13 protein-coding genes and 1 tRNA gene are annotated in these 15,304 nt (G+C 59.2%); 8 read left to right on the forward strand and 6 right to left on the reverse strand.

Going from position 1 to position 15,304, the window contains the following annotated elements:
• Window positions 1-37 precede the first annotated feature (37 nt).
• The gene (locus tag BMZ63_RS00315; RefSeq protein WP_091700230.1) at window positions 38-1,513 is read right to left on the reverse strand and encodes a DUF3360 family protein; all 1,476 of its coding nucleotides are present in this window, start codon (window positions 1,511-1,513) and stop codon (window positions 38-40) included.
• A 169-nt stretch (window positions 1,514-1,682) separates the two neighbouring features.
• Between BMZ63_RS00315 and BMZ63_RS00320 the strand changes: the two genes are divergently transcribed.
• Window positions 1,683-3,527 carry a diguanylate cyclase domain-containing protein gene (locus BMZ63_RS00320; RefSeq protein WP_091700232.1) on the forward strand — a complete coding sequence of 615 codons (1,845 nt, stop codon included), beginning with the start codon at window positions 1,683-1,685 and terminating at the stop codon, window positions 3,525-3,527.
• A gap of 40 nt (window positions 3,528-3,567) precedes the next feature.
• Here BMZ63_RS00320 and BMZ63_RS00325 read toward each other — a convergent pair whose 3' ends face one another.
• On the reverse strand, window positions 3,568-5,184 hold the full coding sequence (locus BMZ63_RS00325) for a methyl-accepting chemotaxis protein (RefSeq protein WP_091700234.1): 1,617 nt from the start codon (window positions 5,182-5,184) through the stop codon (window positions 3,568-3,570).
• 245 nt (window positions 5,185-5,429) lie between these two features.
• Between BMZ63_RS00325 and BMZ63_RS00330 the strand changes: the two genes are divergently transcribed.
• Window positions 5,430-6,092 (forward strand): hypothetical protein, encoded by a 663-nt coding sequence (locus tag BMZ63_RS00330; RefSeq protein WP_091700236.1) that lies wholly within the window; start codon window positions 5,430-5,432, stop codon window positions 6,090-6,092.
• Window positions 6,093-6,110: 18 nt separating this feature from the next.
• Here BMZ63_RS00330 and BMZ63_RS00335 read toward each other — a convergent pair whose 3' ends face one another.
• Both BMZ63_RS00335 and BMZ63_RS00340 read right to left on the reverse strand, forming a co-directional pair.
• A complete protein-coding gene (locus BMZ63_RS00335; protein ID WP_091700238.1) occupies window positions 6,111-6,734 on the reverse strand; it encodes an L-threonylcarbamoyladenylate synthase in 624 nt (207 codons plus the stop codon).
• Window positions 6,731-7,087 (reverse strand): BolA family protein, encoded by a 357-nt coding sequence (locus BMZ63_RS00340; protein WP_091700240.1) that lies wholly within the window; start codon window positions 7,085-7,087, stop codon window positions 6,731-6,733. Before BMZ63_RS00340 ends, BMZ63_RS00335 begins: the two co-directional genes overlap by 4 nt.
• 297 nt (window positions 7,088-7,384) lie before the next feature.
• On the opposite strand from BMZ63_RS00340, the gene BMZ63_RS00345 reads away from it, so the two are divergent.
• From BMZ63_RS00345 to BMZ63_RS00370, 6 genes are all read left to right on the forward strand, one after another.
• A complete protein-coding gene (locus BMZ63_RS00345; RefSeq protein WP_091700242.1) occupies window positions 7,385-9,538 on the forward strand; it encodes a DNA topoisomerase III in 2,154 nt (717 codons plus the stop codon).
• Between the two features lie 151 nt (window positions 9,539-9,689).
• Window positions 9,690-10,418: a response regulator transcription factor gene (locus tag BMZ63_RS00350; protein WP_091700244.1), complete on the forward strand. Its 729-nt coding sequence runs from the start codon at window positions 9,690-9,692 to the stop codon at window positions 10,416-10,418.
• Complete coding sequence (locus tag BMZ63_RS00355; protein WP_091700246.1) at window positions 10,411-11,907, forward strand: FecR domain-containing protein; 1,497 nt, start codon at window positions 10,411-10,413, stop codon at window positions 11,905-11,907. The genes BMZ63_RS00350 and BMZ63_RS00355 overlap by 8 nt, the downstream gene beginning before the upstream one ends.
• Window positions 11,908-11,910: 3 nt before the next feature.
• Complete coding sequence (locus tag BMZ63_RS00360; protein WP_091700248.1) at window positions 11,911-13,272, forward strand: PAS domain-containing sensor histidine kinase; 1,362 nt, start codon at window positions 11,911-11,913, stop codon at window positions 13,270-13,272.
• A gap of 72 nt (window positions 13,273-13,344) precedes the next feature.
• The gene (locus tag BMZ63_RS00365; RefSeq protein WP_091700250.1) at window positions 13,345-13,890 is read left to right on the forward strand and encodes a hypothetical protein; all 546 of its coding nucleotides are present in this window, start codon (window positions 13,345-13,347) and stop codon (window positions 13,888-13,890) included.
• A 115-nt stretch (window positions 13,891-14,005) separates the two neighbouring features.
• Window positions 14,006-14,082: transfer RNA gene (locus BMZ63_RS00370), tRNA-Met, on the forward strand.
• Between the two features lie 35 nt (window positions 14,083-14,117).
• Here the strand turns inward: BMZ63_RS00370 and BMZ63_RS00375 are convergent.
• Both BMZ63_RS00375 and BMZ63_RS00380 read right to left on the reverse strand, forming a co-directional pair.
• A complete protein-coding gene (locus BMZ63_RS00375; RefSeq protein ID WP_091700252.1) occupies window positions 14,118-14,663 on the reverse strand; it encodes a YqiA/YcfP family alpha/beta fold hydrolase in 546 nt (181 codons plus the stop codon).
• A 47-nt stretch (window positions 14,664-14,710) separates the two neighbouring features.
• A complete protein-coding gene (locus tag BMZ63_RS00380) occupies window positions 14,711-15,292 on the reverse strand; it encodes a nitrous oxide reductase accessory protein NosL (protein ID WP_091700254.1) in 582 nt (193 codons plus the stop codon).
• Window positions 15,293-15,304 lie beyond the last annotated feature (12 nt).

Raw genomic sequence — 15,304 nt, forward strand, 5'->3', positions numbered from 1 at the left:
GCCAGCGGGCATGGTGCCCGCCGGCTGAAAGGCAGGTTTATTCGACGCGGAACGCTTCCACCATCGGCTCGATGCCCGGGAACATGCCAATCGCCAGCATGATCACGCACAGCACACCAAACACAATGCCCGGGATAATCCAGCGACCGGTATGGCCCAGCTCTTTGCCACGCTCCTTGCAGCCAATCAGGCCCAGGTTGTCCAGCAGTACGGTCAGAGACCAGCCGAATACCGGGTTCACCATGGAAGAGGCAAAGATGACCACGGCCGCCGATTCGGTGGTCTTGCCCTTGCGGGTCATCTGCATGCCGGCTTCCAGCAGCGGCAGGAACACACCGACGATCAGGGCCACGCTCAGCACCGGCGGCCAGACCGCCAGATCCATGGGGAAGCCCAGCAGCGCGGTGACCAGACACAGGATACCGGTGAAGATTGCGCCACCGGGAATCGGGCGTTTGGCGATCGCAGCCGGCACCATGTAAGTTCCCCAGGAGGAGGCAATGTTGGCACCACCCAGGGCGGTACCGACCACCTGACGGGCGGAAGCGCCAATCATGGTGTCGTCAATGTTCATGATGACCCGCTCGGAATTCTTAGGGTAGTTCAGACGCTGGAACACCTGGTGCCCCAGGAAATCCGGCGACCACATGGCCACGGCCAGAACGGCAAACGGCGCTACCGCGAGGAAAGCCTGAAAGTCCGGCAGCCCCAGCTGCCAACCGGTGTCTTCACCCCACCAGTAGGTCGGATCAACAATCGGGAAGCCTGGCTCGGTGGTGAACTCAAAGGGCGCGCCCAGGGCAAAAGCCACCACCCCAGCCAGCAAACAGCCCAGCGGTACCGCCAGCCAGCGCTTGCTGATGTGCTCCAGCCACGCATACATGACGATCGTCAGCAGCAGAACCACGAAGGCAACATAGCCGTGCCCGAAGCCTTCCGCCCAGGTAAACAGGCGCTCGACCTGGCTGGTCACACCGATAAAGCCCAGGTAAAGCAGCAAACCACCGGCCACACCGTTACTGGTGAGTTTGGTCAGAAGACTACCACCCTTGGTAATACCGAGAATAAAGCCCAGAACACCAATCATGATACCCAGTGCCATCGGGTGACCGCCGGCGGCCACAATCAGCGGGATCATGGCGATCAATGGCCCGTGAGTACCGGCCAGGTTTGCTCTGGGGTTCAAAAAACCGGAAATCAGGATAACGAACAGAACGGCGGCAATGACCAGCTCGAAGCGCACGTTTTCGGTGATAAATTCTTTCGACAACCCGAGCGGCGTCGCGAACGCGGCCACAATTGCAGCCACCATGACCACCTTGCCGATGGTCGCGGCCATGGCCGGCACCCAGTCTTCCCACTCGAAGTTGTAATCCCTGAACGGGAGGTTTGGTCGCCAGCGACGCGGCGCCATGACTTGCAGTTCGTGCTCCAGATATTCTTCGCGAGTTGCAAACTCGGATCTTGGCTTCCGTTGCGCAAGATAGCTGTTCTTGGCGTTCTGCTCAGACATACGAGAATCCACGACTTGAGAATTTTCGCCGCGATACTATGGGGCTGGGCGCCAGCAATCTATTCGCCCTTAGGCTAAGACGGGCACTTTTTGAACAAAATTGGCTTATTGATTGCTGTATAGGCTAAACTTGTATTTTTGCAACCGCTTATTTACAACGAATTATTATATGAATATCCAGGATCAAAGGCGCCAGATTGTCACCCGCTCCGCTATTGCAGCGGTGATGACCGGCATCCTGGTCGCGGTGGCGGTGGCAGTCCCTCTGATCAACAAAACCAGCACCCTCACCACCGAGCTGGCTGCCAACGTGGCGAAAACCAAGACCGAAAATCTGCGAACCGTACTGGAACAACACCAGGACCTGGCCCGGCAAACCGCCAGCCGGACCGAACTGGCTAAAAAACTGGGCGCCTACGCCCGTGACGAGATCAGCCTGGGCGAGCTGCAAACCTTCACCTACCCGCGGCTGCGCGATGCGGCCCGGGGCATCGACAACCTGGCGGCCATTGTACGCTTTGATCTGGCGGGCAACGAGGTGGCCCGGATCGGCCCCATGGCGCAAACCTTACCCCAGCACATCACGCTGCCAACGGCCCTGGACCTTCAGACCTACCCCCTGGCTACCGGCGGCCAAAGCCAGCCACTGCTGCATACCATTGGCAAGATCCAGACCAGCGAACAGGCCGTGGGCTACGATTTGCTGCTGTTTACCCCGGAACCTTTCCAGCGGATTTTCACCAGCGACGACAACTTTGATATCTGCCTTCTGGATGTGCCCCGGACCAAACGTCTGGCCATGACTCCAGACAATCAGCGAGTGGTCCTGACACCACCCTCCGGCTGCCTGCACGATAAAAACAGCACCCACACAAGCACCGATGGCGATTACGCCCTGGCACGAACCGCAGACGGCGCCCACGTGATCAGTTTCGTCCTGCCGCTGGAAGGCTACAGCTGGGAGGTGCACACCCGTTCGGAGGCGTCCGAGATATTTTCCGGCGTCACCCGGGAAATACTGGTGGCACTATCCATCATTCTTGGCTTATCCGCGTTCTCCGGCCTGCTGGTAAAGCGCTCGCTCAAACCACTGGTGCACACGCTCAGCCGCCAGGCAGACGAAATCGCCCGCTCTTCGGAGGAACTGCGGCAGGCCTACCAGGTGTTTGAACACACCCACGAGGTGGTGGTAATCGCCGATTTGCAGCTGAACATTATCCGCGCCAATCCGGCGTTTATCGATGTCACCGGCCTGCCGGCCCGCAAGGTGATTCGCCAGAAGATCACCGACTTTCTCGCCACGGACATGAGCAACCAGAAGGTTGTTGAATGGCTGCAGGAGCAACTGGCAACCCAAAAAATGTGGCAGGGAGAAATCTGGCTACAAACCGCCAAGGGCAGGGCCAGTCCGTACCTGGTGACCGTATCGCCGATCACCGATAGCCTGGGCCAGACCCGGCACTATGTAATGACCTTCACCGACATCGCTGAACGCGTAAAGTCGGAAAAGAAAATCCACCATCTGGCGCACCACGACGAGCTGACCGGCCTGCCCAACCGCAGCGCGCTGGAGCAACACCTGCGCCAAACGCTTGACCAGCACCAGGATACCCGGACCCTGTTCGCCGTCATGTTCCTGGACCTGGACAAGTTCAAACCGGTGAACGACGAATACGGTCATAACGCCGGCGACGACCTGTTGGCCCATGTTGCCAAACGTCTGCAGAACTGCCTTCGGGAAGGGGATTTTGTGGGGCGCCGGGGTGGTGATGAATTCCAGATCATCACCGCCCGGCTTCGCCAGCCGGACGATGCCGAAGCCATTGCGACAAAGATCATCAACGTACTGAACGAGCCGTTCGAAATTCAGGGACACACCGTGGGAATTGGCGCTTCGGTGGGTATTGCCCTTTACCCTCGCGACGGACGCACAGCCATTGATCTGGTGGGAGCGGCAGACGCTGCCATGTACCGGGTGAAGGCCGAGGGTCGCAACAACGTGGCCTTCGCCTGACCGCCGACCGGCCCTACGGGCCAGCCGGCGCTGCCTTGGCTCAGTCCCGTGAAAGGCGGAACTGTTCGATCGTCTTGTGCAGGGTTTCCGCCATGGCCAGCAAATCGGCCGCCACTCTTGCGGTTTCCTGGGCATCGTTGGAGGTCTGCTCGGCGGAGCGGCTGATCTCGATCACATTCTGATTGATGGATTCAGACACGTCGCTCTGCTCGTTGGCAGCACTCTCCATTTCCTCATTGAGGGTCGTAATCTCCCGCACCGCCTCGGCAATGGTCTGCAGCTCATGCTCGACTTTCATGATGGCGTTAACCTGCTCTTCGGCCATTTCCGAAGCGTGGCGCATGGTGCCGACACAATCCACCACTTCACTCTTCAGGCCATCGATAGTCTTGCGGATTTCCTCGGTGGAATCCTGGGTGCGTGAAGCCAGTGCCCGCACCTCGTCGGCCACCACCGAGAAGCCACGACCCTGCTCGCCAGCCCGGGCTGCCTCGATGGCTGCGTTCAGGGCCAGCAGGTTGGTCTGGTCGGCAATCTCGGAGATCATTTCCAGACGATCAGCCATTTCCGTGGTGCGCTGATCCAGCTGCTCGATACGCTGGGCGCCGGCCTGCACCTCGCTGTTCAGCGACTCAATGCCCTGGACCGCGTTGTGCGCCAGTTTCTCGCCATCCTGCGCTGCCTTGGTGGTGTCGGCCGACTTGCGGGCAGTGTTCATGGCGTTCTCGCGCACCTGCACCGCCGAGGCCGCCATTTCCGTGGTGGCACTGGCCACCTGGTCGGTGTTATCTCTCTGGGCCAGCACTTCACGCTCGGTGGTCTCCGCCTTGCCAGCAATGGACCGTGCCGAACTTTCCACTTTCTCGGCGTTTTCCACCACGGTCAGCATGCTTTCGCGGATTTTCGACACCATGCGATTGAACGCCCGGGAAACCGAACCGATTTCATCGTTACGGGACACATCCAACTGCAGCGTCAGATCGGAGTTGGTGGCAATTTCATCCATGCGGTCATGCAATTTGCGCAACCGGGAAAACACCAACCGGCCAAGCACGAAGGTCACCATGATGAAAATCATCACGAAGATCAGGATTTGCACACCGCCGCTGAAGAACAACTGCTTCTGCAGGCGGGCGTCGCTCTTGGCCAGGGAGTAGTCCACCCGCACGGCGCCCAGCACGGAGCCTTCCTTGCCGGGGTGGCAGGACATGCAATTCACACCCTGGTAATTGGAGCTCGCCAGCATCGGCTCAATCAGCGTATAAACGCGCCCATCCTCGTTTGTTGAATAGGCCTCAATACGCTCGCCCTTCAACGCTTTTTTATCCAGCGCGTCCCGCTCGCCCTCGTCTGCGTTGGCGGTGCCGTACATATCAATCAGCTGGTCACTGCGAATAACACGCACATCCAGCACCTCTTCCGGTGCCGTGGCCTTGTTACGCAACACATCCTTATTTCCGATGGTGCCAGTCACCATCATGGTATTCAGACCATCAAAGTAGGATTTGGCCAGCCCGTCCACGTACTTGTGGCTGTACTCCTCCAAATGCGCACGTTGGGACCAGGCGCTGTAGGCGATCGTGAACACCAGAATGACCGTAAACGCGGCAGCAAGCGCGGCCAGAAGAAGAAAGCGGATTGAATAATGTTTTTTCATGACGCCCCGGCAAAAACTGGACAATGGTTAAGGTCTGTCTGTATTGACGGCCGGCCTGCCTGGAACTTTAGCTGCCGCCGCTTTTATATGACGCTTTTACTTATAGGTTTTCTGGATAGCGAACGGTACCCGACTTTCGCCTGCCACGCACCTTAATTTCTGGCCCGGAACCTGCATACCCTCCACCCAACACCCCAAGTGACAACATTCCGGCAATTTTTTACCGCTGGAGGAGGAAATACACCATGTCTTTGCTGGCATCGCTCATACAGGCAAGCACCCGTTTTCAGCAAGCCATGGACCAGCGTCAGCCGGCAGCCACCGGTAACGCTGATACCCAGCCAAAAGCCGCCGAGAAGCCGCCCGAACCTGCCGGCACGCCCGGCGATGACCGTTTCACGCCATCCGGACGAAGCATCGACAACACCGAGCTGAAAACCCGCGCGCTGACACTCGGCGAGTACAAGCAAACCGTGGCGCAGGACCTGTCGTTTGTCCGGGAAACACTGCGACACAAGCTTGCCGAGTACAACCTGCACCCGGCTACCAGCGTAAACGTCAGCAAAGGAGAGAATGGAACCATTCAGGTAGACGGCTCCATGACAGACAATCTGAAAGAAAAAATCGGGCAGGACCTGAACAACAACAAGGGTTTTCAGGAAGCCTTCAGCCGCCTGAGCGTGACAGAACCCACACTCGACTTCATGGACAACGCCCTGAAACTGAACCAGGCCTATGGCGTCAACAATTCGTTGCTGGATTCCATGGTCAGCGAGAATGAGCAATTCAACGGACTGCAGGACCTGGTGCATCGCTACGACAACCTCAAACGCAGCGCCAGTGGCCAGCAACCTGTGAGCACCGCCAGCCAGCAGCGTTACGCCTTCAGCCTGAACGCCCGGGCCTGAAGCCCGGGCAGAACCCGCTTAAACCTCAAATGGCGACGGGTCGCCTTTGCCAACGCGAGTCACCTCCGGCACCTCGCCGGTAAAATTCACCACCGTGGTGGCTTCCATACCGCAATTGCCGCCATCGATAATCAGATCCAGTTCGTGTTCGAGCGCATCGCGGATATCCTCCGGATCGGTCATCGGCTCGGTCTCGCCAGGCAGAATCAGCGTACTGCTCATGATCGGCTCGCCCAACTCACTGAGCAGCTCCCGGACAATCTCATTATCCGGCACCCGCACACCGATGGACTTGCGTTTGGGATGCAGCAAACGGCGCGGCACCTCGCTGGTGGCATCCAGAATGAACGTATAGGGCCCCGGCGTGAAGGTCTTCAGCAGCCGGTACTGAGTGTTATCCACCTTGGCATACACGCCAATATCCGACAGATCACGACACACCAGCGTGAAGTTATGCTTGTCATCCAGCCTGCGAATCCGCTTGATCCGATCCGCCGCCTGCTTGTCACCCAGGTGGCAGCCAATGGCATAACCGGAGTCGGTCGGGTACACAATCACCCCGCCCTTACGCAAAATATCCACCGCCTGCTTGATCAACCGCTTCTGCGGCGTTTCGGGATGGATCTGAAAAAACTGGCTCATACATCTGCTCCCTGTTTCAGTTTTGCGGCCATGGCGTCATCACCTTTCGAGCCGCCCATGCACCCCGGCGAACCCGGTGCCGCCTGACCACTCTCGCGCCACTCCTCCGGCGTATACAAATGCAACGCCAGGGCATGCACCGGCCCGGCCATCTCATCGGCCAGAACCTGATAAATCGCCTGATGCCGACGCACCTTCATCTGCCCCTCGAACGCCGGCGACACCATCGTCACCTTGAAATGCGTCTCCGAATTCGGCGGCACCGAGTGCATATGACTCTCGTTCTCCACCGACAACACCGAAGCCTCAAACGCCTCGGCGAGTTTTGATTCAATGGCTTGTTGTACTTTCATAGAATTAACCCTAACTCCCCATCCGCTTTTGCGTAAACGGCGACCAGCACGAAGTCTGACGCGCTGCTGCGGTAAGCCCTCACGAAAGTGTCTGTTGCCAAGGATGGCAACAGCAAGCCCCCATGGAAGGGTTCACGGCGTCTTTCGTGAGGGCTTACCGCAGAAGCGCCACCCCCACGCTCTCAAGCACCATACCACGACAGCTTACTACACAAAGCCAGCCACCCCCGAAGCCCTTGACACAAAACCACCAAACCGCCACATTCCAACACCATTCAGCAAGCACTCGTCCCAGCCATGCACCTGTACATCGCCGAAAAACCCAGCCTGGCCAGGGCCATCGCCGCCACCCTGCCCGGCCCCTACCAGAAAGGCCAGGGCTACATCCGCTGCGGCCAGGGCCAGGATGCCGCTACCGTCAGCTGGTGCATCGGCCACCTGCTGGAGCCCGCCGAACCGGCCCGCTACAACCCGGCCTGGCAGAAATGGCGCCTGGAACATCTGCCCATGTTCCCGGAACACTGGCAGCTGACCCCGAAAGACAGTGTCAAACAGCAATTCAAAGTCCTCGAATCACTTATCCGCCAGGCAAGCACCATCACCCACGCCGGCGACCCGGACCGCGAAGGCCAGTTGCTGGTCGACGAAGTATTACGTTTTGTAGGCACCCAGGCACCGGTCTATCGGGTACTGATCAACGACCTGACCCCCACCGCCGTTGCCCGGGCCATCAAGACACCGCGCGATAACCGGGAATTCCGCAGCCTGTCCCATTCCGCCCTGGCCCGCCAGCGTGCCGACTGGCTGTTCGGCATTAACCTCAGCCGGTTCTATACACTCAGCTACCAGCAACAGGGCGAACAGGGGGTGTATTCAGTCGGCCGGGTACAAACCCCGGTACTGGGCCTGGTGGTTGAACGGGACAACACCATTGAGAACTTCCAGCCCAAACCCTGGTACCGGATTGAAGGGCAGTTTCACGCAAGCGAACCCGAGGCCGACCCGTCTCCGTTTACCGCCCGCTGGCTGCCGGATGACACCCTGCAAGAACACCTGGACGAAGAAAACCGGTTACTGAACCGGGGCATCGCCGAGCAAATTGTTTCAGACATACAGGGCCGCCCCGGCCACATCAGTGAATCCCGCTTCCGGGACAGGCCCGAAGCGCCGCCCCTGCCACTGTCATTGTCGGTCCTGCAAATAGAAGCCGGCCGGCTCTACCGCATGGGCGCCAAGGAGGTACTGGACACCGCCCAGAACCTGTATGAGCGGCACCAACTGATCACCTATCCGCGCTCCGACTGCCGCTATCTGCCCGAAGAACATCACGCCCAGGCCGGCCAGGTGGTCAGGGCTGTCAGCCGAGTGGCCACCGAACTGGAACCGCTGACCGCATCGCTGGATACCAACCGCCGCTCAGCCGCCTGGAACGACAAAAAGGTCGACGCCCACCACGCCATCATTCCCACAGCGCGGGCCACGGCGAATGGCAAACTGACCGCAGCCGAAGCGAAAATCTACGGGCTTGTCAGCCGCTATTACCTCATGCAGTTTGCGGAAAACGCCGTGCACCGGGAGGGCCGGCTGACCGTCACGGTGCTGCAGCACCGGTTCCGGGCCACCGAAACCGCGCTCCTGCAGCCCGGCTGGAAAATACTGGAAGTTCGCCAGAAAGACCAAGCGGCAGACACCCCAAAGGCGCCACTGCCAAGACTGGAGACATCAGAGCCGGTGCTGTGCAAAAAGGCCGACATCAAAGAGCGCACCACCCAGCCGCCTTCACACTTCACCGACGCCACCCTGCTATCAGCGATGACCAACATCGCCCGCTTTGTTGCCGACCCCGAACTGCGTAAAACTCTGCGGGACACCGATGGCCTGGGCACCGAAGCCACCCGGGCAGCGATCATCGACACTCTGTTCCGCCGCGACTACCTGTTCCGGGACAAGCGCTATATCCGCGCCACCGACAAAGCCAAAGCGCTGATTGCCGCTCTTCCGGACTCCATCCGCACGCCCGACCGTACTGCGGTATGGGAAGCCACACTGGAAGCCATCCGGCGGGGCGAGGCCGACCCGCGCGGGTTCATCAGCCAGTTGCAGGAAGAAATCGCCGGACTGATCAACCGGCAACCGGCGGTGGCCAGCACTGACGGCCCCACTGAAAGCGCGATCCACTGCCCCAAATGCCGGGCGCCCATGGTTCAGCGAGACGGTAAATTCGGGGCCTTTTTCGCCTGCACCCGCTACCCCCGATGCAAGGGCACAAGACCTCTGGAGAACAGCGAACCGGAGGACGGCACCAGCCAGAAGCCCATCCCCTGCCCCCACTGTTTTTCACCACTGGTGCGCCGAAAAGGCAAGAAAGGCTGGTTCTGGGGCTGCAGTAATTACCCGGGCTGCCGACAAACACTGAACGACAACAACGGACAACCGGAGCTTCCGGCCTGACATCTCCGACTTAAGCGTTACGGATTTCTACATATCGATGCTGAACACAGACCTTTTTTCTGGGATAATCCAATGACATCAGCGGTCAGTATTTAGTCACTGGCAAGAAGCCAAAACAATCAGACATACAGGCTATCGGGGACCAGGATCCATGCGCATTGCTCTGCTGGAAGACGAACACGAACAGGCGCAAAACATCCGTTGGATTATGTCTGAACGGGACCATCAGTGTGATACCTTTGCCAGCGGCCAGGAATTCCTTGGCGCCGTGCTGCACCGCAGCTATGACCTGATGATCCTGGACTGGCAAATTCCCGACATGCCGGGCATTGATGTGCTACGCAGCGTACGGGCCCAGCTGGACTGGCCGTTGCCGGCCATTTTTCTGACCCAGCGCGACACCGAAGAAGACATCGTCAGCGCACTCGATGCCGGTGCGGACGATTACCTGGCCAAACCCGCCCGCGAGGCCGAACTGGTTGCCCGAATCAATGCCCTGGTACGTCGCAGCAACCCCGACAACGACCAGGCCGTACTGGCGTACGGTCCATTCCGGATAAACACCCAGCAACGCAGCATCCACCTGCACGGGCAGGCCCTGAATCTGACCGACAAGGATTTCGACCTGACACTGTTTCTGTTCCGCAACCAGGGCCGCCTGCTGACCCGGGAAATGTTGCTCGAACGTGTTTGGGGCATGACACGCAACCTCAACACCCGCACCGTTGACACCCACATGAGCCGACTGCGCCGGCGCCTGGGACTGAACCCCGAGAACGGGTTCCGGATTAAAACCATTTACCAGCGCGGCTACCGGTTGGAAGCAATCAAAGCCACCGACAGCCCGCACACCATGACGAACACCGCCGCCCATGCCTGATATCCGGAAACACCGAGCCCGTCCGGCCATTCTGGCCATCCTGCTTGTGCTGCCAGCACTGGCTGCCGCTGAGCTGTCCATCACCCGGGGCTCGGCACTGACAGCCAACGTTGATGCGGATTACCGGCAAACGGCCAACTCGGCTCTGTCGTGGTCAGACCGCAAACCACAGCCGGCCCGTGCCAGCTCCGTGTCCGGCAATGTCTCTCACATTTCCGGTGTCACCGGCAGCAGGCGCCCGCTAACCGAGGGCGCCATGATCCGGGTGGGCGATGAACTACTATCCGGCTCCGGTTCCGCTGCCATACAGCTGGCAGACGGCACGGAACTGCGGCTGTCACCCGATTCAAGGCTGATGTTCAACCGGCTCGACCGGCAAGCCTCCTCAAAGGCCACCGACACCCGCCTGCGCCTGCACAGGGGCGAGCTCCACAGCCGGGTAACCCCGGTGAAGGAAAATGGCGGCCGCTTTGAAATCGAGACACCCTCTTCCATTGCCGCCGTGAAGGGCACCGTATTCGCGCTTCAGGCGGACAACAACGGTAGCCGGATTCAGGTGACCGAAGGCTCGGTGGATTTCGGCCGCCCCGGCAACACCCGTGCAGTACCCGCCGGTTACGGAGCCAGCCTGTCCACCGACAACGGCGACAGCGTCCGTGTCAGGCAGTTGCCACCGGCTCCCACCCTGGACACACTGCCGGCCGTGGTTGACCGGCTGCCGCTGGAGATAAGCTGGCAGTCCCTGTGGCCATCACGCTACCGGCTCGATATCTTCGATGAAGACACCGGCACCTGGCTTCACAGCCGGGAAGTATCCGGTACCGGCCACACGGTCAGTGACCTGGACAATGGCCGCTATGAAATTCAGCTGGCCGCCCTGAATCAGCAGGAAATTGCCGGCATGCCAGACACAGCCACACTGGAAGTGAACGTACAGGCAGCCCAACCCAAGCTGATCGCTCCCGCTGACGGCGACACCGTTAACGAAGACAAGCCGACGTTCCGCTGGCAGCTTACCGGAAACAACGAAACCGCCCGGGTGGAAATTGCCGAGACCACGGCCTTTGAGAATCTGATCGCCACCAGTAACTGGGCAGACGCCAACGAGGCCTCCCCAACAAGCTCGCTTGGCCCGGGGCAGTATTACTGGCGGGTAGCAAGTCGGGCCGGCGGCAGCTCCGAAGCGCTCTCCGAAAGCCGCAAACTGGTCATCAACGGCTCCCTGCCACCGGTACGGATCATCAGCGTGAACTATCTGGACAAACAGGTTCGCATATACTGGGAGGAGGTGGATACAGCCACCGACTACCGTTTACAGCTGGCAGAGGAACCGGAATTCCGCAACATCATCAAGGAGGCCGATGTGGACGACACCACCGCGGCTTTACGGCTGATTCCGGGGCGCCGGTATTTTGTTCGCGTGAAAGCCATATCCGACGGACCGCTTGCTAGCCGCTGGGGACCGGGCCGGGAACTCTACCTCGAATAATTCATGGAGCCAGTCAGCCGCCACCCAAGCCAGCTTTTGCGCCAGCTCATTGCCCTTTTTCAGCCTGAAGGCTGGCTGCTGGCCGAGAACCATGAGTTGCTGCAACACCGGAATATGTCGCTGGAGCAGGCCCCGGCCCGCCTCCCACCCGGGCAGTGGCTGCATCACCAGCAGTTCAGCTGGCTGGCCCTGGAGCGCGCCGACTCCAGATACCTGATCGGCTTGTCGTTACCGGACGACCTTACCCGCGAAGTTATCCAGAATTACCTGCAACACCTGGCGCCCACGCAACCGGTCGCACGGCTTTCCGGAGCTGAACGCCGGGCCCGCGCGCAAGGCTTCGTCCGCCACGCTTTCGAACACATGCCCGACGGCATTATCGTCACCGACCAGTTGGGCGTGATTGTCTTCGCCAACCGGCACATTGAACGCTGGTTTCACGAGCCCATGCCCAGCCTGGGCGGCATGCCACTGGCAACCCTGCTGCAAGGCCATGACCCCCGGGAACAGCCACCCTGGCACGAGACCGTATCCGACACCCTGACCCAACAGGAAAGCCGGACAGTGGATCTGAACCTGCACGGCAAGGACTTTCTGATCCACTTTGCCCCTTTCACCCTGCCCGACACCGAACAGCCAGGCATTGTCGCCAACATTTCGGACATTACCGAGCTGCGCCAACAGCAACGCCAGCACCGGGAGGCGATCGACTTCATTTCCCACGATGTGCGCTCGCCCCTGGTGTCACAACTGGCCCTGATCGAGCAGATCAAACGGGCGCCGGAACACATTGACGCCGGGCAGATAGAGCAACTGGGGCGGCTGGCCAGGCGCAGCTATCATTTGGCCGAGGAGTTTGTGCAACTGGCCCGGGCTGAACAGCTGAACGAGGCACGATTCTACGACTGTGAACTGCTGGCCATCGTCGAAAATGCCCGCGACAGCGTATGCGAGCAAGCACTGGACAAAAACATCTCGCTGCAGCTGCAGGGCACCGAAGATCTCTGGCTAAACGGCAACGCCGAGCTTCTGGAACGAACCGTAATCAACCTGCTGACCAACGCCGTGCAATACAGCCCCGAGCACTCCTGCATCACCATTGATGTGTACCGGGCCGGCCACCTGGCCTGCGTGACCGTGGCAGACGAGGGTATGGGCATCGCCCCAGAAGAACTGCCCTACCTGTTTGACCGTTACCACCGGCCCAAAAGCACAGAACTGGCCGGGCAGCATGGCACTGGTCTGGGCCTGTCTTTCGTGCGCACGGTGATCGAAAAACACCGGGGCGAGATCGCCGTGGACTCCCGACCGAATGAAGGCGCGGCATTCACACTGAAATTGCCGATTGCCAATCCAATGGTGTGATGGTTTTGCAGTTTGAGTCGGTGTAATCTACCCCTGTCTAACCAAGACATGGACAAGGAAAAGGAGACCTTTATGAGACTGACAAAAACCCTCATCGCGCTGTTCGCAGCTGCTGTACTCGCCGGGTGTGCCGGCAAAAGCCCTATCCCGCAAACCGAAGGTAAAACCGCCACCACCCAGATCAACATGTGGTCCTACAAAGGTGAGCTGGAAACGACCCACTACGCCGTGGACACGCTGATTCCAGTAAATTCCAAAGTGGACATTCTCGACACCACCAGCAAAACCATCACTTTCCGGGTGAAAGATACCGGCATGGAAGTGACCCTGGTGAACAAGGCCAAATATACCCAAATGGGTATTGAGGGCATCTACGACCGCTACTTTGGTGACTCCAACGTTAACCTGAGCAAGTTCACCAAGCTGGAACGCGACGCCATCGAAAGTGGCCGAGTGGTGGAAGGCATGTCCAAGGATGCGGTTCTGGTCGCCCGTGGTTACCCGCCCGCCCACCAGACTCCGACCCTGGAAAGCAACAGCTGGCGCTACTGGCAGTCCCGCTTTGACACCATCATCGTCAACTTCGACGACGGAAAGGTTTCCAGTATCCGCAACTAAGGTACTGATTCACCCCGCATTACGGATTTCTTGAAAAACAGGTTGGCAAACGGTCGGAATATCATTATCATGCGCTCCACGTTGATCGGGGCACACCGGTTAACAACCAGTTTGATGCGGGGTGGAGCAGTCTGGTAGCTCGTCGGGCTCATAACCCGAAGGTCGTTGGTTCGAATCCAGCCCCCGCTACCAATTAAATAAAAAAGGCCAGCGTTTGCTGGCCTTTTTTATTTACGACTTTGGAAAGATGCAATCAACGGCAGCGCCTCTTCCATGTGCGCAAAGCGGTGGTTGCCACCCTCAAACATTTCCACCTGATAGTAATCCTTCAGCACTTCCCGAGTGTGCCGGGCATCAATCACTTCGTCGCCCTCATCCAGAAGGATCAGACCACAGCCGTTTTTGGCGATGGGATAATAACTGGCGACCACAGATTCCGTGAGCGTGTAGGGCTTGCCTTGGTAGTCCTCGCCAGAACCAATGTATTTGCATAGTGTCTGGGAAGGTTCTACCGCCGGATTGATCGCCACAAATGGAATGCCCAGAGACGCGCCGAGTTCCGCAGCCAGCCAACCGCCCATGGAGGTACCGACGATCAGGTCTACCTTGGCGAAGTTGCCCTGCTCGATCACATGGCTGACTACTTCATCGGCGCGGCTGGTGTAATCGATGTGACAGCCACCGACAGAGCCGAGCCTTGCCAGAGTGTGGATTTTGGATTTGTTGGGATCAAAGCTGCTCGCGAAGCCGTGGCAGTAGAAAAGGTTGAGCATAAAGCCTCCCGCGGGGCGGAGCTTCGGGTGGATTCCTGGGCCGCTGGTCAATGCTGAACAGAATCTGCGTCTGTCCCGCCGTCCACACTTTCCATATTTTCCATACCGGCCATCCCTCCCATGGACATGCCCTGGTTGAGATGAGCCATGGTCACCTCTTTAAACGCCAGAACATTTCCGCCGAACTCCCCGGCAAAGGCGGCGGCATCATCCTGACTGGCAAACGAAGCCAGGGTCGGCCCCATGGCACCGGTCTTCTCCGAACCCACGACGTACCAGGCTTCCCGGGCATCGATCAGGTGCCGGTCGTCCGGCTCATGCCAGTCAGCCCGGGCCATGTCATGCACATACAAGGTGTGGTCCCGGTTTTTGTTCTCTGGCTGTAACAGCCAGGCAAACAGGTCCCGGGTAGAGCAGAATTTTTGCACCTTCTCGCCCTTCTCCGGGAAGGCTTCTCCCTTGGGGCCGGGAAAGCGGGTGATCGCCATGCCACAGACATGACATTCATCCCCGGACTCAAAATGCACCGGGTCGGGGCGGGCGGTCGTTTCTGCCGATTCCTGCGTACAGCCGGCCAGCAATAACACCGCCAGCGCCAGTCCGAACCCTCGCTTTAAAATAGACGCCATGGTTATGTTCCT

The sequence above is a fragment of the Marinobacter persicus genome, assembly GCF_900114155.1.
GTDB lineage: Bacteria > Pseudomonadota > Gammaproteobacteria > Pseudomonadales > Oleiphilaceae > Marinobacter > Marinobacter persicus.

Bases quoted from the DNA above. Each gene is read 5' to 3' on its own strand.
- BMZ63_RS00315 (WP_091700230.1), bottom strand. From the start codon at position 1,513: ATGTCTGAGCAGAACGCCAAGAACAGCTATCTTGCGCAACGGAAGCCA.
- BMZ63_RS00320 (WP_091700232.1), top strand. From the start codon at position 1,683: ATGAATATCCAGGATCAAAGGCGCCAGATTGTCACCCGCTCCGCTATT.
- BMZ63_RS00325 (WP_091700234.1), bottom strand. From the start codon at position 5,184: ATGAAAAAACATTATTCAATCCGCTTTCTTCTTCTGGCCGCGCTTGCT.
- BMZ63_RS00330 (WP_091700236.1), top strand. From the start codon at position 5,430: ATGTCTTTGCTGGCATCGCTCATACAGGCAAGCACCCGTTTTCAGCAA.
- BMZ63_RS00335 (WP_091700238.1), bottom strand. From the start codon at position 6,734: ATGAGCCAGTTTTTTCAGATCCATCCCGAAACGCCGCAGAAGCGGTTG.
- BMZ63_RS00340 (WP_091700240.1), bottom strand. From the start codon at position 7,087: ATGAAAGTACAACAAGCCATTGAATCAAAACTCGCCGAGGCGTTTGAG.
- BMZ63_RS00345 (WP_091700242.1), top strand. From the start codon at position 7,385: ATGCACCTGTACATCGCCGAAAAACCCAGCCTGGCCAGGGCCATCGCC.
- BMZ63_RS00350 (WP_091700244.1), top strand. From the start codon at position 9,690: ATGCGCATTGCTCTGCTGGAAGACGAACACGAACAGGCGCAAAACATC.
- BMZ63_RS00355 (WP_091700246.1), top strand. From the start codon at position 10,411: ATGCCTGATATCCGGAAACACCGAGCCCGTCCGGCCATTCTGGCCATC.
- BMZ63_RS00360 (WP_091700248.1), top strand. From the start codon at position 11,911: ATGGAGCCAGTCAGCCGCCACCCAAGCCAGCTTTTGCGCCAGCTCATT.
- BMZ63_RS00365 (WP_091700250.1), top strand. From the start codon at position 13,345: ATGAGACTGACAAAAACCCTCATCGCGCTGTTCGCAGCTGCTGTACTC.
- BMZ63_RS00375 (WP_091700252.1), bottom strand. From the start codon at position 14,663: ATGCTCAACCTTTTCTACTGCCACGGCTTCGCGAGCAGCTTTGATCCC.
- BMZ63_RS00380 (WP_091700254.1), bottom strand. From the start codon at position 15,292: ATGGCGTCTATTTTAAAGCGAGGGTTCGGACTGGCGCTGGCGGTGTTA.